General features: G+C 54.0%; 20 protein-coding genes and 1 pseudogene. 5 read left to right on the top strand and 16 right to left on the bottom strand.

Annotated features, from left to right (window positions below; translation table 11 throughout):
- Positions 1–179: 179 nt before the first annotated feature.
- The 7 genes from IPN28_05935 to IPN28_05905 form a co-directional block, all read right to left on the bottom strand.
- Positions 180–455, bottom strand: coding sequence for a hypothetical protein (locus IPN28_05935; GenBank protein QQS58353.1), 276 nt, complete (start codon positions 453–455; stop codon positions 180–182).
- A 76-nt stretch (positions 456–531) separates the two neighbouring features.
- On the bottom strand, positions 532–1,002 hold the full coding sequence (locus IPN28_05930) for a hypothetical protein (GenBank protein QQS58352.1): 471 nt from the start codon (positions 1,000–1,002) through the stop codon (positions 532–534).
- Positions 986–1,477, bottom strand: a complete 492-nt coding sequence (locus tag IPN28_05925) for a hypothetical protein (protein ID QQS58351.1) — start codon at positions 1,475–1,477, stop codon at positions 986–988. Before IPN28_05925 ends, IPN28_05930 begins: the two co-directional genes overlap by 17 nt.
- Before the next feature lie 93 nt (positions 1,478–1,570).
- On the bottom strand, positions 1,571–2,140 hold the full coding sequence (locus IPN28_05920; protein QQS58350.1) for a hypothetical protein: 570 nt from the start codon (positions 2,138–2,140) through the stop codon (positions 1,571–1,573).
- A 73-nt stretch (positions 2,141–2,213) separates the two neighbouring features.
- Complete coding sequence (locus IPN28_05915) at positions 2,214–2,588, bottom strand: hypothetical protein (GenBank protein ID QQS58349.1); 375 nt, start codon at positions 2,586–2,588, stop codon at positions 2,214–2,216.
- A gap of 551 nt (positions 2,589–3,139) precedes the next feature.
- Positions 3,140–3,379, bottom strand: coding sequence for a hypothetical protein (locus IPN28_05910; GenBank protein ID QQS58348.1), 240 nt, complete (start codon positions 3,377–3,379; stop codon positions 3,140–3,142).
- Positions 3,380–3,413: 34 nt separating this feature from the next.
- Positions 3,414–4,247 (bottom strand): hypothetical protein, encoded by an 834-nt coding sequence (locus IPN28_05905; protein QQS58347.1) that lies wholly within the window; start codon positions 4,245–4,247, stop codon positions 3,414–3,416.
- A gap of 323 nt (positions 4,248–4,570) precedes the next feature.
- Between IPN28_05905 and IPN28_05900 the strand changes: the two genes are divergently transcribed.
- Positions 4,571–4,954: a PilZ domain-containing protein gene (locus tag IPN28_05900; GenBank protein QQS58346.1), complete on the top strand. Its 384-nt coding sequence runs from the start codon at positions 4,571–4,573 to the stop codon at positions 4,952–4,954.
- 19 nt (positions 4,955–4,973) lie between these two features.
- On the opposite strand, the gene IPN28_05895 is transcribed toward IPN28_05900, so the two are convergent.
- From IPN28_05895 to IPN28_05865, 7 genes and pseudogenes are all read right to left on the bottom strand, one after another.
- Positions 4,974–5,783 carry a GIY-YIG nuclease family protein gene (locus IPN28_05895; protein ID QQS58345.1) on the bottom strand — a complete coding sequence of 270 codons (810 nt, stop codon included), beginning with the start codon at positions 5,781–5,783 and terminating at the stop codon, positions 4,974–4,976.
- Positions 5,784–5,958: 175 nt separating this feature from the next.
- Positions 5,959–6,600 (bottom strand): hypothetical protein, encoded by a 642-nt coding sequence (locus IPN28_05890; protein ID QQS58344.1) that lies wholly within the window; start codon positions 6,598–6,600, stop codon positions 5,959–5,961.
- Positions 6,601–6,631: 31 nt separating this feature from the next.
- Positions 6,632–6,856, bottom strand: a complete 225-nt coding sequence (locus tag IPN28_05885; GenBank protein QQS58547.1) for a hypothetical protein — start codon at positions 6,854–6,856, stop codon at positions 6,632–6,634.
- A gap of 52 nt (positions 6,857–6,908) precedes the next feature.
- Positions 6,909–8,459 carry a head-tail connector protein gene (locus IPN28_05880; protein QQS58343.1) on the bottom strand — a complete coding sequence of 517 codons (1,551 nt, stop codon included), beginning with the start codon at positions 8,457–8,459 and terminating at the stop codon, positions 6,909–6,911.
- A 2-nt stretch (positions 8,460–8,461) separates the two neighbouring features.
- A complete protein-coding gene (locus tag IPN28_05875) occupies positions 8,462–8,719 on the bottom strand; it encodes a hypothetical protein (GenBank protein QQS58342.1) in 258 nt (85 codons plus the stop codon).
- 98 nt (positions 8,720–8,817) lie between these two features.
- Positions 8,818–9,192, bottom strand: a pseudogene (locus IPN28_05870) (hypothetical protein).
- The gene (locus IPN28_05865; GenBank protein QQS58341.1) at positions 9,189–9,662 is read right to left on the bottom strand and encodes a hypothetical protein; all 474 of its coding nucleotides are present in this window, start codon (positions 9,660–9,662) and stop codon (positions 9,189–9,191) included. The pseudogene IPN28_05870 and the gene IPN28_05865 overlap by 4 nt, the downstream one beginning before the upstream one ends.
- 434 nt (positions 9,663–10,096) lie before the next feature.
- Here IPN28_05865 and IPN28_05860 point away from each other — a divergent pair, with 434 nt between their 5' ends.
- The 4 genes from IPN28_05860 to IPN28_05845 all read left to right on the top strand — a co-directional run bounded on the left by IPN28_05860 (position 10,097) and on the right by IPN28_05845 (position 13,746).
- Positions 10,097–11,260 (top strand): Fic family protein, encoded by a 1,164-nt coding sequence (locus IPN28_05860; protein ID QQS58340.1) that lies wholly within the window; start codon positions 10,097–10,099, stop codon positions 11,258–11,260.
- Between the two features lie 268 nt (positions 11,261–11,528).
- A complete protein-coding gene (locus IPN28_05855) occupies positions 11,529–12,254 on the top strand; it encodes an orotate phosphoribosyltransferase (GenBank protein QQS58546.1) in 726 nt (241 codons plus the stop codon).
- A 45-nt stretch (positions 12,255–12,299) separates the two neighbouring features.
- Entirely contained in the window at positions 12,300–13,058 is a 759-nt protein-coding gene (locus IPN28_05850) for an NAD kinase (GenBank protein ID QQS58339.1), read from the top strand.
- 43 nt (positions 13,059–13,101) lie between these two features.
- Positions 13,102–13,746: a hypothetical protein gene (locus IPN28_05845; protein QQS58338.1), complete on the top strand. Its 645-nt coding sequence runs from the start codon at positions 13,102–13,104 to the stop codon at positions 13,744–13,746.
- A gap of 158 nt (positions 13,747–13,904) precedes the next feature.
- Here IPN28_05845 and IPN28_05840 read toward each other — a convergent pair whose 3' ends face one another.
- Positions 13,905–14,282 carry a hypothetical protein gene (locus tag IPN28_05840; protein QQS58337.1) on the bottom strand — a complete coding sequence of 126 codons (378 nt, stop codon included), beginning with the start codon at positions 14,280–14,282 and terminating at the stop codon, positions 13,905–13,907.
- A gap of 118 nt (positions 14,283–14,400) precedes the next feature.
- Positions 14,401–14,874 carry a hypothetical protein gene (locus IPN28_05835; protein ID QQS58336.1) on the bottom strand — a complete coding sequence of 158 codons (474 nt, stop codon included), beginning with the start codon at positions 14,872–14,874 and terminating at the stop codon, positions 14,401–14,403.
- Positions 14,875–14,909 lie beyond the last annotated feature (35 nt).

Genomic DNA, 14,909 nt, shown 5'->3' with positions numbered 1-14,909 from the left:
CCGCATTGTTATATGAAACAAGTAAGCGCACACCAACCCCGCCGGGATTCCATAGACCGGGCCGATTTGCGATGTCAGTTCGCTTGTAAAGGCAATCAGAGCAATTCCGATAGCCCAAAGATGCACGCGGGGTGTGTAAAATGGCGGCTTTGGCGATTCATCCTGACCTGTAGAATTTTTCATTCCTGCCGCTTCTTTTTCATTCCCGCTGAGGTTTTTAATATCGCGTCAATTTCTACAGCTATACTTATAAAACATAAAATTGTTTCCAACGGATCAAAATTGTTTCCAAAATACAGGTCATGAAGAACTATCTTATAGACAAAATGAGAAAGGGTGATGACCAGGCAAATATAAGCCCCGATGCGGAAGGTTTTCAGCGTCTCCACATCCAGACGTGCGTAATACCCTGCGGTGCTGAATAATTTTACATTCCCTAGCCTTAATGCTTTCAATTTTGCGGCTGTTTACGTTTTTTTACTCTGCCCAGAGAAGTTTTTACAGAATAATTTTTGCAACACCCAAAGCGGCTCAACTCCTTGATCTCAAGGCCTCTATCTTTATGCCAGACGAGCGGATGTCCCAGAGTTCGACGGCGACCAGAAGCAGCGCCAGAAGAAGATCGAGATTTTCCAAGCCCGCACTTATCGTTATCCCGGTCAGGGAACGATAGGCCACATAGGGAACCGCAACCGCCAGAAGCACATAAGCCTTGAGGCGCATGAATTTCAGGCCTTCTATCTCTGCGGCCGGGTCGGCTCTCTTTTCCGCTTCGGCCTTGCCCTGCATCGTCGCAGGCCGGACCGCCATGAACATGCCAAAAAAGAGTCCGCAGAACAAGCCGATGAAAACCCCTTGCAGAAGACCGTTCTCAGCGGCCATGACGGCGCCCATGATGACCGCGCAGGGTACACCGGACGCCAGTGCATACCGCCAATATATTTTTCTGAAAGATTCCTTATCTTCTTTTAACTCTTGCGAATTTTCAGAATTTTTTTGCATTCCTTCTACATTCCGAGAGGGCTTTGAACGCCTGGTCGGCCTTTTCCTTTTTCTGCGTGTAGTTTTTTTGCGCGTGCTCCAGATTTATCAATGCCTGTTCTACTGCATTTTCCGCCGATGAAAGTTCCATTTCCATCCTGCGGCGGCTGCCGCTGTCAAATATTTCGTCATATCCCTCCTCTCCCATGGTCGCTAAAGTTCCTAAAACTCCGCTGCCTTCTCCTGCACCTAACATCATACCGGCTAATCCGCTTAACGTATTATGCGCGAACCCTGCCCTTCCTGCAATATAAGCCCCCAAAGCTCCGCCGAGTACTCCGCCGATTGTCCCTGCTTTTGTTTCCTCGCCCAGTTCATTGCTAAATTTTTTTATCAGGGCACTTAACTTATGTTGCTTGTTGGCTAAATCCACGCGGGCCTTTTCCTTTTGTTCCCCCGCTATAAACTCCTGTGCGCCGGCGTTCGCGTAGGCCACTTCCAGATCGCCGCAGGATTTTCTTTCGCTTTTCCAATCACGGATCATGCGGCCCGTGGCGTCGTGAGGGAGCGGCTTTCTTTCCGTCATTTTTTACTCCCGCACTTTCACCAGCGTGAAATCCTCGATGCGGCCGGGGGTGTCCTGCTGCGCGTCGATCTGCCTTGCTCTCTGAAACTCCTGCCCGGCGAGGCGGAAGAGCGCCTCGGCCCTTGAGGTGCTTTCAGTGACGGGGATGCAGAATTCGGCGGCGAGGCGCGTGATGAGCGCCTGATCGAAATACGGGGGGAAGGATTCCTCCTCGGGCCGGAAAATATAGGTCAGGGTCACGGCGCTTTCGTTGGTGTGGATCGCGCCCGCCGCGATGCGGTAATTCACGCCGCGTCCACGCTGGCCGCTGCCCAATGAGAGCGCGCGGAGGAAGTCGGAGGGGAGCGCGAAGGCGTTCGCGTAATCGGCGACGGGGGGCGTTGAGAGAAGAGTGAGCGCGGCCTGCCCGCTCGCGAAGCTCCAGGCATAGGCGGAGAGCAGCGCGTCGCAGACCGGGCGGAAGAGCGCGCCTGCGATTTCGGACTCGGCGGTGCCGTCCGCGAAGGATGTGATGGGCGCCGCGCCGATGCGGATGAGCGCACGCGAGCACAGGGCAATATCGGATAGTGCCATGGGGAGTCTCCTGAATTTTTGGATTGTTTAAGTGTTTTATTTTAAGGATAGCCAAAGGAATTTACCGACACTTTTAATTCTTTATCTGAACTAAAAGTTGGCTAAACTCAGTCAAAAGCGCTTGCATTTCTTCCAGATGAGCGCCTGTTCGTGTATGAAACTCACGCACATCAAGACCTATGCATGTTTGGTTTAATGAGTTGGCAATAATCATGACTTCCTCGTTCGTGAAGTCCATAATGAAATATGTTCCCGGTTCTTTTCTTTCCGGCCTGAACTTATTTATGAGTAACGATCTTATTTTCTCTCTGGTAAACCCTACAACATTTTCATAGTTCGAAATGTGCATCCCGTTACATGTTTCATTCAGAGCGTTATTGGCCGTTGTCCGCTCATGTCTGGAGAACGATATCTTTATGTTATTGTGACGAATATCAATGATTTTCATGGGTAATTTGCAGTCGAATTTACTCTTCGAATTCGCAGATATTTTTTTCTTTGCTCCATTCTCCGCCTAAATCACGGCAGTTGTCCCTTTCTCTATATTTTTCAGAGAAATTCAGCAGCAGAAAATGATTAACAAAAATAAACAATCCTGAATACAAAAGCAGGGCAAACAGGAATTTACAGAGTTTAACTATAATCATGCTTCAATAGGTAGCATTATTGCTTCTCTTTTTAAAGGCGCAGCCCGCCCGCAAAGGGATCCACGGGCGAGCTGCATAGGGATAAAGGGTGTGCAGCCCCCGTCCTAAGACGGGAGCTGCACGGGGGCGTCGATAGGGTCCGGGCGCGGTGAGGGGCCGCGACTTTTCGGCTTTTGTTGAGGCGAGCGCCGCTGCGATGAGGAGGAACGGGCGCTCAAGCCCTTGCGCCGCCATTCTGCTCCGGGAAAGGAACCGGAGCGTTGGGCTGGACCCGCCCTGCTCTTTTGGGGTTTTGACTTCCGCCATGGATCCCCGCTTGCGCGGGGATGCCGTGAACAGAACATCAAAAACCTTAAGAGTAGGCGGTGATGGCGACGGTGGTGCCGTTGTTGCTGGTCACGACGTAGAAGGTCGTGTCCGGCGTGCCGTCCGTATCGACGTTGGCGATGATCAGGTCGTTCACGCGCAGCATATCAACGGCCTTGTTGAAATAGCCTGCGGTCGTGACCGAACTGTCGATGGTGGTGTAGTGCCAGAGCGTGAAGTTGTTGGCGTAGGCCAGAACGCTCAGGTCCGATGCAATGAAAGCCATGATGGTTTCTCCTTATATTCTTTCTGGGGTTGGATTAATCAGGCGTTTCGTCGCACTTGATCGTGACGATGCCGCTCTGGTCGATCAGGCCCGCGCCCTGGCTCATCATGTTGTTGACGAAGTGGGCGGCGCGGTCGCCGTGCCAGGTGATGTCCGTCTTCACGTCGCTGGCGGCGGCGTGGCCGATGGCGGTGCGGTGATAGTAGAAGCAGGAGCGGATATCGCTGGCGTCGATCGGCAGGCCGGAATGGGGAACGAAAATCGTGCCGAGGAACATTTTCGCCTGTGTGATGGTGGCGAAGGGCAGCGCGTCCTTACCGATATAATCGGCGTTGACGAACTCCTCGATCTTCAGCAGTTCGCTCCATTGTTTCCAGCCGACCACGCAATAACGCTGGCCGTCATCAGGCACATCGTTCGCGCCGAAGGTCTGGAAGGCGGAGAGGATTTTATCCTTCGTCATACCGATGTTGCTGTCCACGATGGTGTGGGTGCTGGCGGTCGCCAGAGCGGCGATGATAAGCTCGTCGGTCTTGCGGCCCAGCGCGTTCGCGCCGGCATTCGCAATCACCTGCCGCTCGTCGATATTGGTTTTCAATTCGTCGAGACGGTCCACCCAGTCGCCCGCGTAGTAATCCTGCAGGATGACTTCGACGCTGGTGTGGTTCAGGTTCATCACCGGGACCATGCCGTGTGTGGATTTGGTGGATGCTGTGCCCTTGCCGACTTTCTGGAAGACGGCCGAGCTGCCGTTGACGTTGCCGACGGTGCGGACGGTGTTGCGGAGCTTACTGCCCTGCCGTTGATAGGCTTCATGCACTTCGCGTTCGAACTGCTTGATGAAGGCCTGGTCGAGAGTGGTAGACATTTCTAACCTCTTGGTTTCGGGTTGCGTTTGGGGGAAGCTCCGGTCCGGTTGTCTTGCTTTAAAGGCCAGAAGCGGAGAAACGGACGGGCGGGCGCCTTTATTTACGGCGTTGTCTGCGCGGTCCGGTGAAAAAATTTCGCCGGGTGCGGTCCCTTGAAAAAAGGCGCAATTCCGGCGTTGATGGTTTCAATATATGATTTTATTCCTATGTTGTCAAGAAAAATTCGTGCATAGGTTCCGTTATTTTTTTTGCCCCCTTAAGTTGTTCTGAAAAATATTCTAGGATTGGGCGTTGCCTATCACCAACGAATCGGAATTTGCTCATGTTCGGAAAATTTTTTTCCCGTTTTACTTCTACAGACGAAGATGACGATTCGTCGCGTCGGCAGTTCGCGCGGCGCAGCGGCGATCATTGCGTCACGGTCATCAACGGCAAAATCTATCCGGTCGAGAACTGGAGTCTCGGCGGGTTCATGATCAATGCCGACGACCGGATGTTCGGGGTTGCCGATGCGTTCGACGTGACAATGAAATTCAAACTGCGGAACGCGATCCTCGATATCCCGCACAGCGCGACGGTGGTGCGGAAATCGCATAACCGCGTGGCGCTGCAGTTCAAACCGATGGCCAAAGCGATCAAGGACAATTTCCAGCAGGTTGTGGACGATGCGCTCAGTCAGGGTTTTGCGGATTCGCAGTTGATGTGATTTCTCCCGTTGATTTTTTTCACGGCTCCGGTCCGTCTTTTTCGGCAACGGCTATCGGCGCGTCTTCGTAAGTTGAAGCAATCCCTTTACTTTCGGGTGCGGGCAGAGCCAGAGGAATTTTTATCTTATAGATCGGATTTTGGCCTTGCGGATCGTTGTCGTTGGCTCCTTTGAGACGCACATATTCGTCGGCGAAGGCAATGCGGGTCGAGAGCGGCTTGCGACCGAACCCTGCCTCCTTCCGCCGCTGGGTGTAATCATCCCAAGCTTTTTCCAACGCGCCCATGAATTCATGATCAAATATGCCCCTAAAGCCTGTTTTTGCGGCATAATCCCTGATTTCATGTATATGCTTTTCAAGCGCCAGCATTTCCTGATCCGTGGGATGCCCCATGAGGCACGGATCAATGATTTTTACGACCGCTTCGAAGGCCAGCCGTTTATCCTTGAGCTCGGGGTGGCCGCCAAATTTATTGCGGTTATAAATATTCTTTCCTGAACGCTCCAGATCAACCATGTATAACACTTCAGCTATACACCCGATCAAAGGGCTTTCATAACCTTCAGCATTCAACAGTCCGCATTCGAATACGCGATCTTCCGGCCTCCGCGTCTGATCCGTGTGCGCTTCCTGTGCGTAATCGTCCTTGAGTTCCACCTTCGAGCGGAGTTGCTCATTGATACGCCGGGGCGGATTGCGCGATATGCCTATATAGTATTTGTCTTTCTTGCGATTCCATATCGAATAGATATAGAAACGCCCATTTTCCTGCGCTGCCTCAAAGTTCAAACGCAAAGGCACAAATGTACTGACCAACCCATCCGGCATAGCGAAAAGGCTTTCTAAACTGTTTCTCCACGACTGTTATAATTCCGTCTTCGCATACGCAGCAAGAAAAATCTGAGAGAAAAAATAAGGCCCGCCGGAGCGGGCCAAAGTTTATTGAGGTGGGTCGTTTTTTACAGGTTCGATGAGTTCTTTGCTTTACTCCCTGTCCTATTCGTCACTTGCCGCCATAAAGTTTCTGGAAACCTTCGGTGACTTTTGCGACGAAGGACGGATCGCGGTCGCGCCAGTAGCGCGGGTCGCGCATCATGGAGGTGAGTTCGCGGTCGTTCGGCGCATCGCCGGATTTGGCGGGGGCGCGGGAGAGCTTGGGCTCCTCGCCCTTCATCATGCGGTGGAGCGCCAGAATCCCCTCGTAGGAGCTTGAGAGACTGTTGAGTACCTCCGGGGGGAGGTTTTTCTGGCCGAAAGCGAGAAGCTGATGGGATATCTCGCGCCAGTTGTCCGGCCCGCCGAAATGCTGAACGAGTTTTTCGACCTCTCGGTCGGCCTGAAACTCGGCGGCGATCTCCACAATCATCGGGATCAGTTTTTCGGCGGCAATATTGTAAAGCTCCTGCGCCTGATCCTGCGTGAAGCCCTTTTCATGGAGGCGGGCGTTGATGTCCGCGTCGGGCTGGAAGAGGCCGTGCGAGCAGTCTATGCAATAATCATGCGGCGTTTTCGGCGCTGCGGGGGACTGGGAGAGTTTTTTCTCCAGCGCGTGATAGGACTGGAGGAATCTGTCCATACGGACTTCGCCGGATTCGGGGTCGAGGAATTTTTCGGGAATTTCGTTGGTGAGTAAATTTTCGGTCATGGTTTAATCTCCTTGCGGGTTAAAGATAAGTTCAAGTGGGTTTACGGCCGCGGTCGATGAGGCGCAGGATCGTGGCGACCATCGCCCGCTGGCCTTCGGCGTAGCGGAGCTGCTGGTCCGTCGAGGTCGGGGCCAGCGCCCTCTGGAAGCTGATCGCCTGCAGGTAGGACAGGGCGCACTTGCCGTCGTCGGTCGAAAAAAGACGGGCGAAGCACTTCTCGATATCGCGCAGTTCGAAACGCGAGGGTTCGGGGATTTGAAAGACGTATGGCCCCTCCTCCTGCCTGTCTTGTGCGTTACGGCTCTGGTCAAACATCGCGGCCTCCTTTCGCCCTGCGCTGCGCGTCTTCCACGGGGGCCAGGATTTCGGCGCGGATGATATCGCCAGGGACGGCCAGCGCCTCACCGAGGAAGCGGGCGGCGGCGGGGAGGTTGACAGTCAGCGCGGCCTCCGGGCCCATGGCGAGGACGGAGGTAATCCAGGTCAGGGTGTTCTGCACGTTTCTTTGTCCCTGCGAACGGGCCAGCGGGGAGCGGTAATCGACGGTGACGAGGCGGCCGTCGAGCGCGATGTCCGGCACCTCGCCGCGGCGGCGCAGAATGGCGAAGGCGCGTTTGATGAGGGGCGTGAGGAGTTCGGTCTGCAGGCGGCCATAGGTCGCTCCGAGGAGGAGCGACATTTCGGCGGCGCGTTCGAGCACCTCGGTGGCCGTCATGCGCGGGGAGGAGACGGGCGAGAGCTTGTCGGTCAAAAGCGCATGGCGGATGCGGGATTGCAGGTTTTCGAGGATGAGCTGCGAGACATCGAAGCGGCCGGGCATATCGAGCGGCTGCAAGCCCTTCGAGCCGACGGCCTTCGGGATGATGCTGCCGGGCGTGAGTTCGATATTGGCGGGGTTGAGTACGCCGTCATCGTCGGCCTGCCAGATTCCGGTCACGGCGATGGAGGCGTTTTTCAGGATCAGTTCGACGACCTTGTTCGCGGTTTTGATATCGGGCAGCGCCTTCATGACCGGCGATCGGCCATAGATTTCTCCGGGTGATTTCATCCAGCGGAAGCTGATGACGGGGGATTGCTCGAAGGTGCCGGACTGGAGGATGACGGGCTCGTGGCCAGACTCATCGAGCAGCGCCATGTATTCATAGGAGAGGCCCGCCGGCAGGACGGATTCGAGAATTTTGAAGCGAACCTGCGGGTCGCGGGAGGCGGACTCCAGAAGCGCGGCGGGAATTTCCGCGAAGGGGTAGCGGTCGAGTATCTGATCGAGGGTGAGCGGGATGTGGCGATAGGCGCCGTCGAGGGCGCCGTTTGCCCCCTCCTCCAGCACGATTTGCGACAGCGGGATGCAGGAAAAGCGGAAGGCCGAGAATCCTCCGGGCTCGGCTTCCTCGAAGGAGATCGTCGCCGTGCCGCCGACCACGAGGTCGAGGTAGCATTGATGGATTTCGACCGGGAAGTTGGAGCGGTCGAAATGCGACTGGATGGTGCGGGCGGCCTTTTCGAGGACAGGGGTCAGGGCGGCGGCCTCCTCCGGCGAAAGATCGGGGCCGGGCTTGAGGCCGAACCATTGCGACCAGGCGGGGGTGAGGTTGGCGAGTAGGCTGGAGGCGAGCTGGTCGGCGGCGTCCATCGCGGTGGCGTCATATATATGTGTGTTGCGCGGGGCGCCGGGGACGGGCTGGCCGAGGAATCCGCCGCGTTGCGGCAGGGCGTACTCGTAGGATTCTTCCCAGAGGCGGGTCCATTGAGTCCGCTGATTGCGTGCGGCTTCGTAACGCTCGATCAGGCGGGCGGCGAGCGCGGCGTCGTTGTTTTGTCCGGGCGAAGGGGAGCGACGCAGCGGGGTGACGGTGTTCATGGTTATTCTCCGAGCAGGGTTTTGCGGTTGACGTTATTGCCGAGTGCGCCGAGCAGGCCGCGAAAGCCGGTGCCGATGGTTCCGAGAAACCCGCGCTTGCGGGTCAGCAGGTCGCGGGTGCGGGCCTGCGCGGCCACGGTTTCGGGATCGGGCTCCGCCGGGGTCGTCGGCGTTACAGGCGTGACGGCGGTCTGGGCCGGGCTTTGCACGACGATGGTTTTGATTTTCGGCGCCTTGGGGCGCGAAGTCAGACTTCCCATGAGATTGTTCCTTTCGGGGTCAGGGGTTCGAGGGTTTCCGCCAGCGCGAAGAGGTTGCGCGGCGGGCGTGAAGCTTTTTCCGTCCCGCTGCATTTTTCCAGGTGGCGGTAGAGCTGCCACGGGGTGAGGATGAGGCGGTCGTGGATGCCCAGTACGCGCTTGACGGCCTCGACGCAGGTGAGCGGCATCAGGGGCGCGGCGCGGTTGCGGTTGTGCGCCTGCGATTCGATCACGGTGAGGCCGCAGGCGCGGAGCCATTGCGGGAAATCGAACCCGGCAGGCTGGTCATGCACGGTGACCTCGAAGCGGTTGGCCATCGGGTCGAGGCTGACCCAGTTGCGGCCATCGTTGATAATCACGAAGCAATGGCGGAAGCCGGGTTTGAGAAAGCGGAGCCAGGGCAGGTCCGTCTGTCCGGTGAAGGCGACCCATGTTTTCTGAAGCTCCTCGGTTTTTTGAGTACGGTGTGTCATTCGGCGGCGACTCCTTCATAAGGGGTGAACGATGGGGGGTGAACATAAGGGCGCGGGGCGGCGCGGGCCTGCGGGTCGTAGCGGAGAACCCAGCTGTTTTTTCTGAGTATCCCCTTCGATTCGAGGACCGGTTCGAGCTTGTCCATCGCTTCGCGCCAGAGTTTGGCGGCGCGGGCCTCCTTGATGCGGCGGGCGTCGGGGGCCATGTTGCGGCGGCCATAATAGCGCAGGACGAGGATGTGCGGCATGACGAGGGCGCGCTGACGGTAAAGGCGGTCGAGGATTTTCAGGATATCGGCCGGTTCGCAGGGGCGTTCGACCATACCCTGCCCCGCGATGATTCGTGCGCCTTCGGCCTTCGCCTGCTGCGCGGCGACGAACCAGAACCAGGCCTCCTCCACCGTGTCGAAGGGTGTGGTTTCGCGTTCGCGGATGACCGGGGTTCTATATTTCTGGCGGCTGAAAATCATGGGGCGGGCTCTCTTTTGTGTTCTTTATTTGTTCTTTTTGAAGATATAAATGTTCTGTTTATGTTCTCTTTTGTGCCAGAGAATTTTGCGGGAGTCAAGTAAAAAAATGGGAAATTATTCCTGAAATTTTTTATGGAGCCAGATCGATTTATTTTTATATACTATAAACGTTTTTTAGATTATAAATGTTAAATTATTGTTTTGTATGTATAATAATGTTTATACTTCTGTGACGTTTATAGGATATAAATTTGAAGCTCCCTCTCTCCGCCCCGACCTTTTCTCAACTTTTGGAGGCTATTCCGAAAGAACGGATGCCTATTATCCTCCAAAACATAAGACTTACAGATGCAGAAGGTAGATATCTGCACTGGGACCAAATACGCCATAAAACACCGCCGGATGACCTTTCTCTTGAAGAGTGGTGGCTTGGGATGTCTATTGCCAGAAGAGGCTCATCCTCCCAATCTGTGCCCTTCGATGACGGAAAGAAGACCAAATTTTTCTTTGCAGAGCCGCCAGAACTAAAAGCCCTGCTGCAATTTGTCGATATGAATGCCGGCGGCGTTCTTGGAGCATCGCACGGCCTCACCGCCGAAGACGGTCGCCGCTATATGCGGCGCTCCCTGGCGGAGGAGCCTTTTTCCAGTTCCTTTATCGAGGGCGCGGTCACTACACGCGACAGGGCGAAAAAAATGATTTTTGAGAATCGTGCCCCGCAAACACGCGACGAGAAGATGGTCTTAAACAATTACATGGGTATGGAGTTCGTCAAAGAAATTGTCGGAGAAAACCTTACGATCGGCCATATCCTAGAACTGCATAAAATCATGACCGAAGGCACTTTGGACGATGCTTCTGGCTCGGGGCGGCTGAGAACCGATGCCGACAGGGTCGAGGTGGTGTACGAACCCACCAATACGATCCTGCATACGCCTCCCCCCGCCCAATTCCTACCGGAGCGGTTGCAGGCTCTTTGCGATTTTGCCAATGCTGCGGGTGACGATCTGTCCTACTGTCACCCTCTGCTGAAGGCGATGACCCTCCATTTCATGCTGGCCTTTGATCATCCTTTCGTGGACGGGAACGGCCGGACGGCGCGGGCCTTGTTTTACTGGTTCATGCTCAAGGCCGGCTACTGGCTGATGGAATATACCTCTATCTCAAGCGTGATCGCGGACGCGCCTGTTTCCTATTATAAGGCGTTTCTTTTTTCGGAAACAGCGGACGGGGATTTAACCTATTTTTTCCTTCATCAGGCGAGAGCCACGCGTGATGCGCTCAAGCGTATGCATGAGTACGCCGACAATAAGAAACAGGAGTTTGAAGATTTTAGAGCCGTTATCCTTGAGCAAAAAGCCGACACTCCCCTCAATTCCAGGCAGATTGCGCTTATTCAGGATTTCCATCTCGGAAGGGAGAAAATCATGATGATCCGAAATCACCAAGAACGTTATAATGTCAGCTACCTGACTGCGCGCAAAGACTTGGAAGATTTAGTGGGGAGAGGTCTTCTTTTTAAGTCGAAACAAGGCCGCGATTCAATCTACAAGCCCGGAATCAGACTCAAGAAAGAGGTCATGGCTTTGCTTCGCTGACGCTGTCATTTTTTTTTAGCATTTTCTTCCTATTTACGTTTTCTTCATAAAATGGGACTATTATCCTATCATGTTTACGCATACGCAGATATGGATTGGACTCGACCGCCTGGCGGCGTCGAAGGGGTATTCGGCCTCGGGGCTGGCGCGGCTGGCCGGGCTGGACCCCACCTCCTTTAACAAAAGCAAGCGGCACAGCCCGGACGGAAAACCGCGATGGCCCTCCACCGAGAGTCTCTCGAAGGTTCTTTCCGTTACGAATTCCACGATGTCGGATTTCATCGCTCTGGTCGATGCGCCGGAACTGGATGGAAAAAAACTGACGCGCAAGGCGGTTGCGCTGGAGGCCGCCGCTGCGCTTTTGTCCACGCAGTCCGTTCTGTTCAACGCGACCGAACCCTTCACGCTGAAATCCGGAAAGAAAAGCCCGGTTTATATTGACTGCCGCCGTTTGATCTCGTTCGTGGCCGAGCGCAAGATGCTGATGGATCACGGCGCGTGGCTGATCCGTCAGAATCTCGACCTTGCCGATATCGACATCGTCGCGGGCGGCGAGACGGCGGGCATTCCCTACGGCGCTTTTATCGCCGAGCGGCTGGAGAAGCCGATGATTTATGTCCGCAAGGAGCCGAAGGGTTACGGACGCATGGCCCAGGTCGAGGGCGTTCTGCCCGAGCAAATGGAATCCGGACGGGCGCCGCGGGTGCTGCTGGTCGAGGATTTACAGACCGACGGGGGCAGCAAGATCACCTTCGTCAATGCGCTGCGGAATGCCGGGGCTATTGTGGAACACGCGTTCGTCGTTTTCCATTACGGCATCTTTCCGCAGAGCGAAACCAATATGCGGGAGATGGGGATTACGCTCCATGCGCTCACGACGTGGTGGGAGGTTCTGGAGGCCGCACGGAAAGGCGGTCATTTCGACAAGGCGACGCTGTCGTCCGTTGAATCCTTCCTCGACGATCCGAACGGATGGCAGGCCCGTCATGGGTAAAGCCGTGCGTATCGACCCTCGCACGGCGCTCTTCGGGGGCGCGGCATGAAAATGTGTTTTCATGCCTCAGAGAAAGCGCAGGCGCAGGCCGCTCTGGAGGAATACACAAAAAAATACGGGAATGTCCCTATCGAGGAGGCGGATGTTCTGGTCGTGCTTGGCGGCGACGGAACGATGCTTCACTCCCTGCACTCTTTCATCACGATCAACATTCCGATCTATGGGCTTAATCTTGGTACGCTGGGGTTTTTGCTGAACGAGCACCGGAAGAAGGATCTGCCCGAGCGGATCGCGGCGGCGCGGCCCTACACGATTCACCCGCTGCGGATGGATGCTTCGGACAAGCACGGGAAGGTTTATACGGAACTCGCGTTCAATGAAGTCTCGCTGTTGCGGGAGACGCACAATACCGCCAAGCTGATGATTTTCGTGAATGACGAGGTGCGGTTGCCGTTACTGGTCTGCGACGGGATCATGCTGTCCACGCCGGTGGGCAGCACGGCCTATAATTCCTCGGCCTCCGGTCCGATTGTTCCTTTGGGAGCGAATGTTCTCCCCCTGACGCCGATCAGCGCGTTCCGCCCGCGGCGGTGGCCCGGCGCTTTGATTCCCAATACAAGCCGCGTGCGGTTCGAGGTGATCCGCCCGCACGAGCGGCCGGTCAGCGCCTCGGCGGATTATAAGGAAATCCGCGATGTGGTGACGGTGGATATCCGCGAGTACCGGGAGATTTCGCAGACTTTGCTGTTCGACCCTGACAATCACCTTGAGGAGCGGATTTTCCAGGAGCAGTTTGCGCCTTAATTGACTTTTTGCTGTTCCTGTTTTTTCCATATATAATCTTGCTATGAAAGAAACCCTGCCCGCTCATGCGTTTGAACAAGAAACCGGAATGACCGGGATTTCTTATTCTTATGTGCTGCCTGAGGATCTTCAGCCTGAGAACACGCGGCCGGAATCTTCTTTTCATTCTTTAGTTAATGTCTGGGATGCTGCCGCGCAGAATCGTCTCTATCAGATGGTTGATGAAACACTCGCGCTTAATCCCGGATCGGGGCTGGAACGGATACCGCTTGACCGGACATCGCCGCAAGCGATTCAGGATTTCCTGCACGGCGTGGTTTCCGGATTCAATGCCGATGATATCCATTACTATCTAAGCCTTCACGGTCTTCTTAGCAGCGGCAATGACGATGCCGGCTTCCAGAAAATTCCCGGCTATAAGGACAGGATTGCACAGGCCGCCCTTGAACACAGGCTCGGGCATCAGCTCGGCTGGCTGGCGTCGCCTCAGACGATTGATCGTATCAAGCAGCAGGCCGGACTGGGTGACTGGACGCCCACGCGAGGAGAATTGAGAAAAGCAGAAAGAGAGATGTTCACGATTTCCATGCCGGCGGGAACGAGCGGAGACAGGTCTGCGGTATCCGGCGGACAGGCTTCCTCAGTCGAGCACGATCTGCTCAGGCTGTTGGAGCACTATAAAGGTTAGGGTTTTCGGCACGGTTAGTGCCGTAGGGTTATTTTTAATGCGCCTGTGCTTCATCCTGTCATTCCGGCGAAGGCGGGAATCCATTTTTTATTTAACTACAGAGATAGACAGAGATTTCCGTGCGTATGGTCTCTGCCTTGCTCTGTTTGGCCCTGTCGTTAATTCTCTATCATGTTCAGCATTTCTGCCAACAGGCTGTCGCTAACTTCATAAGGCGCCGCCCACTCCAACAATATTTTTTTTCTTCTTTCTTCATCAAATGAATGCCAGCGATCCTGTAATTTAATTCGCTCAAGAATTCGCTTATATGCCACTGATTTCTTGGTCAGAATCATCCATTCTTTCCAAGAATTAGCATCATCTTGTTTATTATTGCTCTCATAAAACTCAATAATTGCTTGTAAATTTTCTCTTGCGATATCAGCTATATACCCGCCTCCATCTCCTACAGGATTATCCATACTTGCGATGAACTTCGTTTCCGCAATAAACCTGTGCAAAGCCAGAAGTTTGTTTATGTCCTTGATCGTGAGCATCTTTTTAAACTCTCCAGAGTTTTCTGGATCCCCGCTTTCGCGGGGATGCTAAAAGGGGGCGGATTGTTGTTGTCCATCTCAAGAATTAAGTTAGAAGAATTTTTCTTTTAAATAATTGCTAATTAATAATTTCATTATAACCGCAAGCACTGAGATAGCTTATTAGCATGTCTTTTGTAAGCCTTTTCTTAATAATTCTTTTTTCATAATTAGAGGGTTTCTCCCATTTCTGGACCTCTCCTTTCGAATACCACACCCACTTGTCGTCTTTAAGAGCATACAATATTCGAACACAAACGCCCTTTTCCCATCTGTAAAACGCGGACAAAGAGTCTTCAAAATAGCGAATCTTCATGGCAGTGAATTCATTTGCCTCAATAACACTCCCTAAAAAAGGCCAACCATTTTCAAGGCTAGTTATTATTTTTATATATTTATCCTTAGGTGTAATTGAAATTAGAAAGGGTCTACCAGTATAAGACTGCTCAATCTCACCAGTTACAAATTGGTATGGAAAAGTATTACCCACGCTATCGCTAATAATTTTTTTTATCTGTTTTTCAGAAACATCATCGACAACAATTAATTCCATAGTTAGAGCCTGTATAAGCTATTTTTTTACATGGG

The sequence above is a fragment of the Alphaproteobacteria bacterium genome, from assembly GCA_016699735.1.
Classification (GTDB): domain Bacteria; phylum Pseudomonadota; class Alphaproteobacteria; order Micavibrionales; family Micavibrionaceae; genus JAGNKE01.
This window is presented reverse-complemented; position numbering and strand designations above follow the sequence as displayed.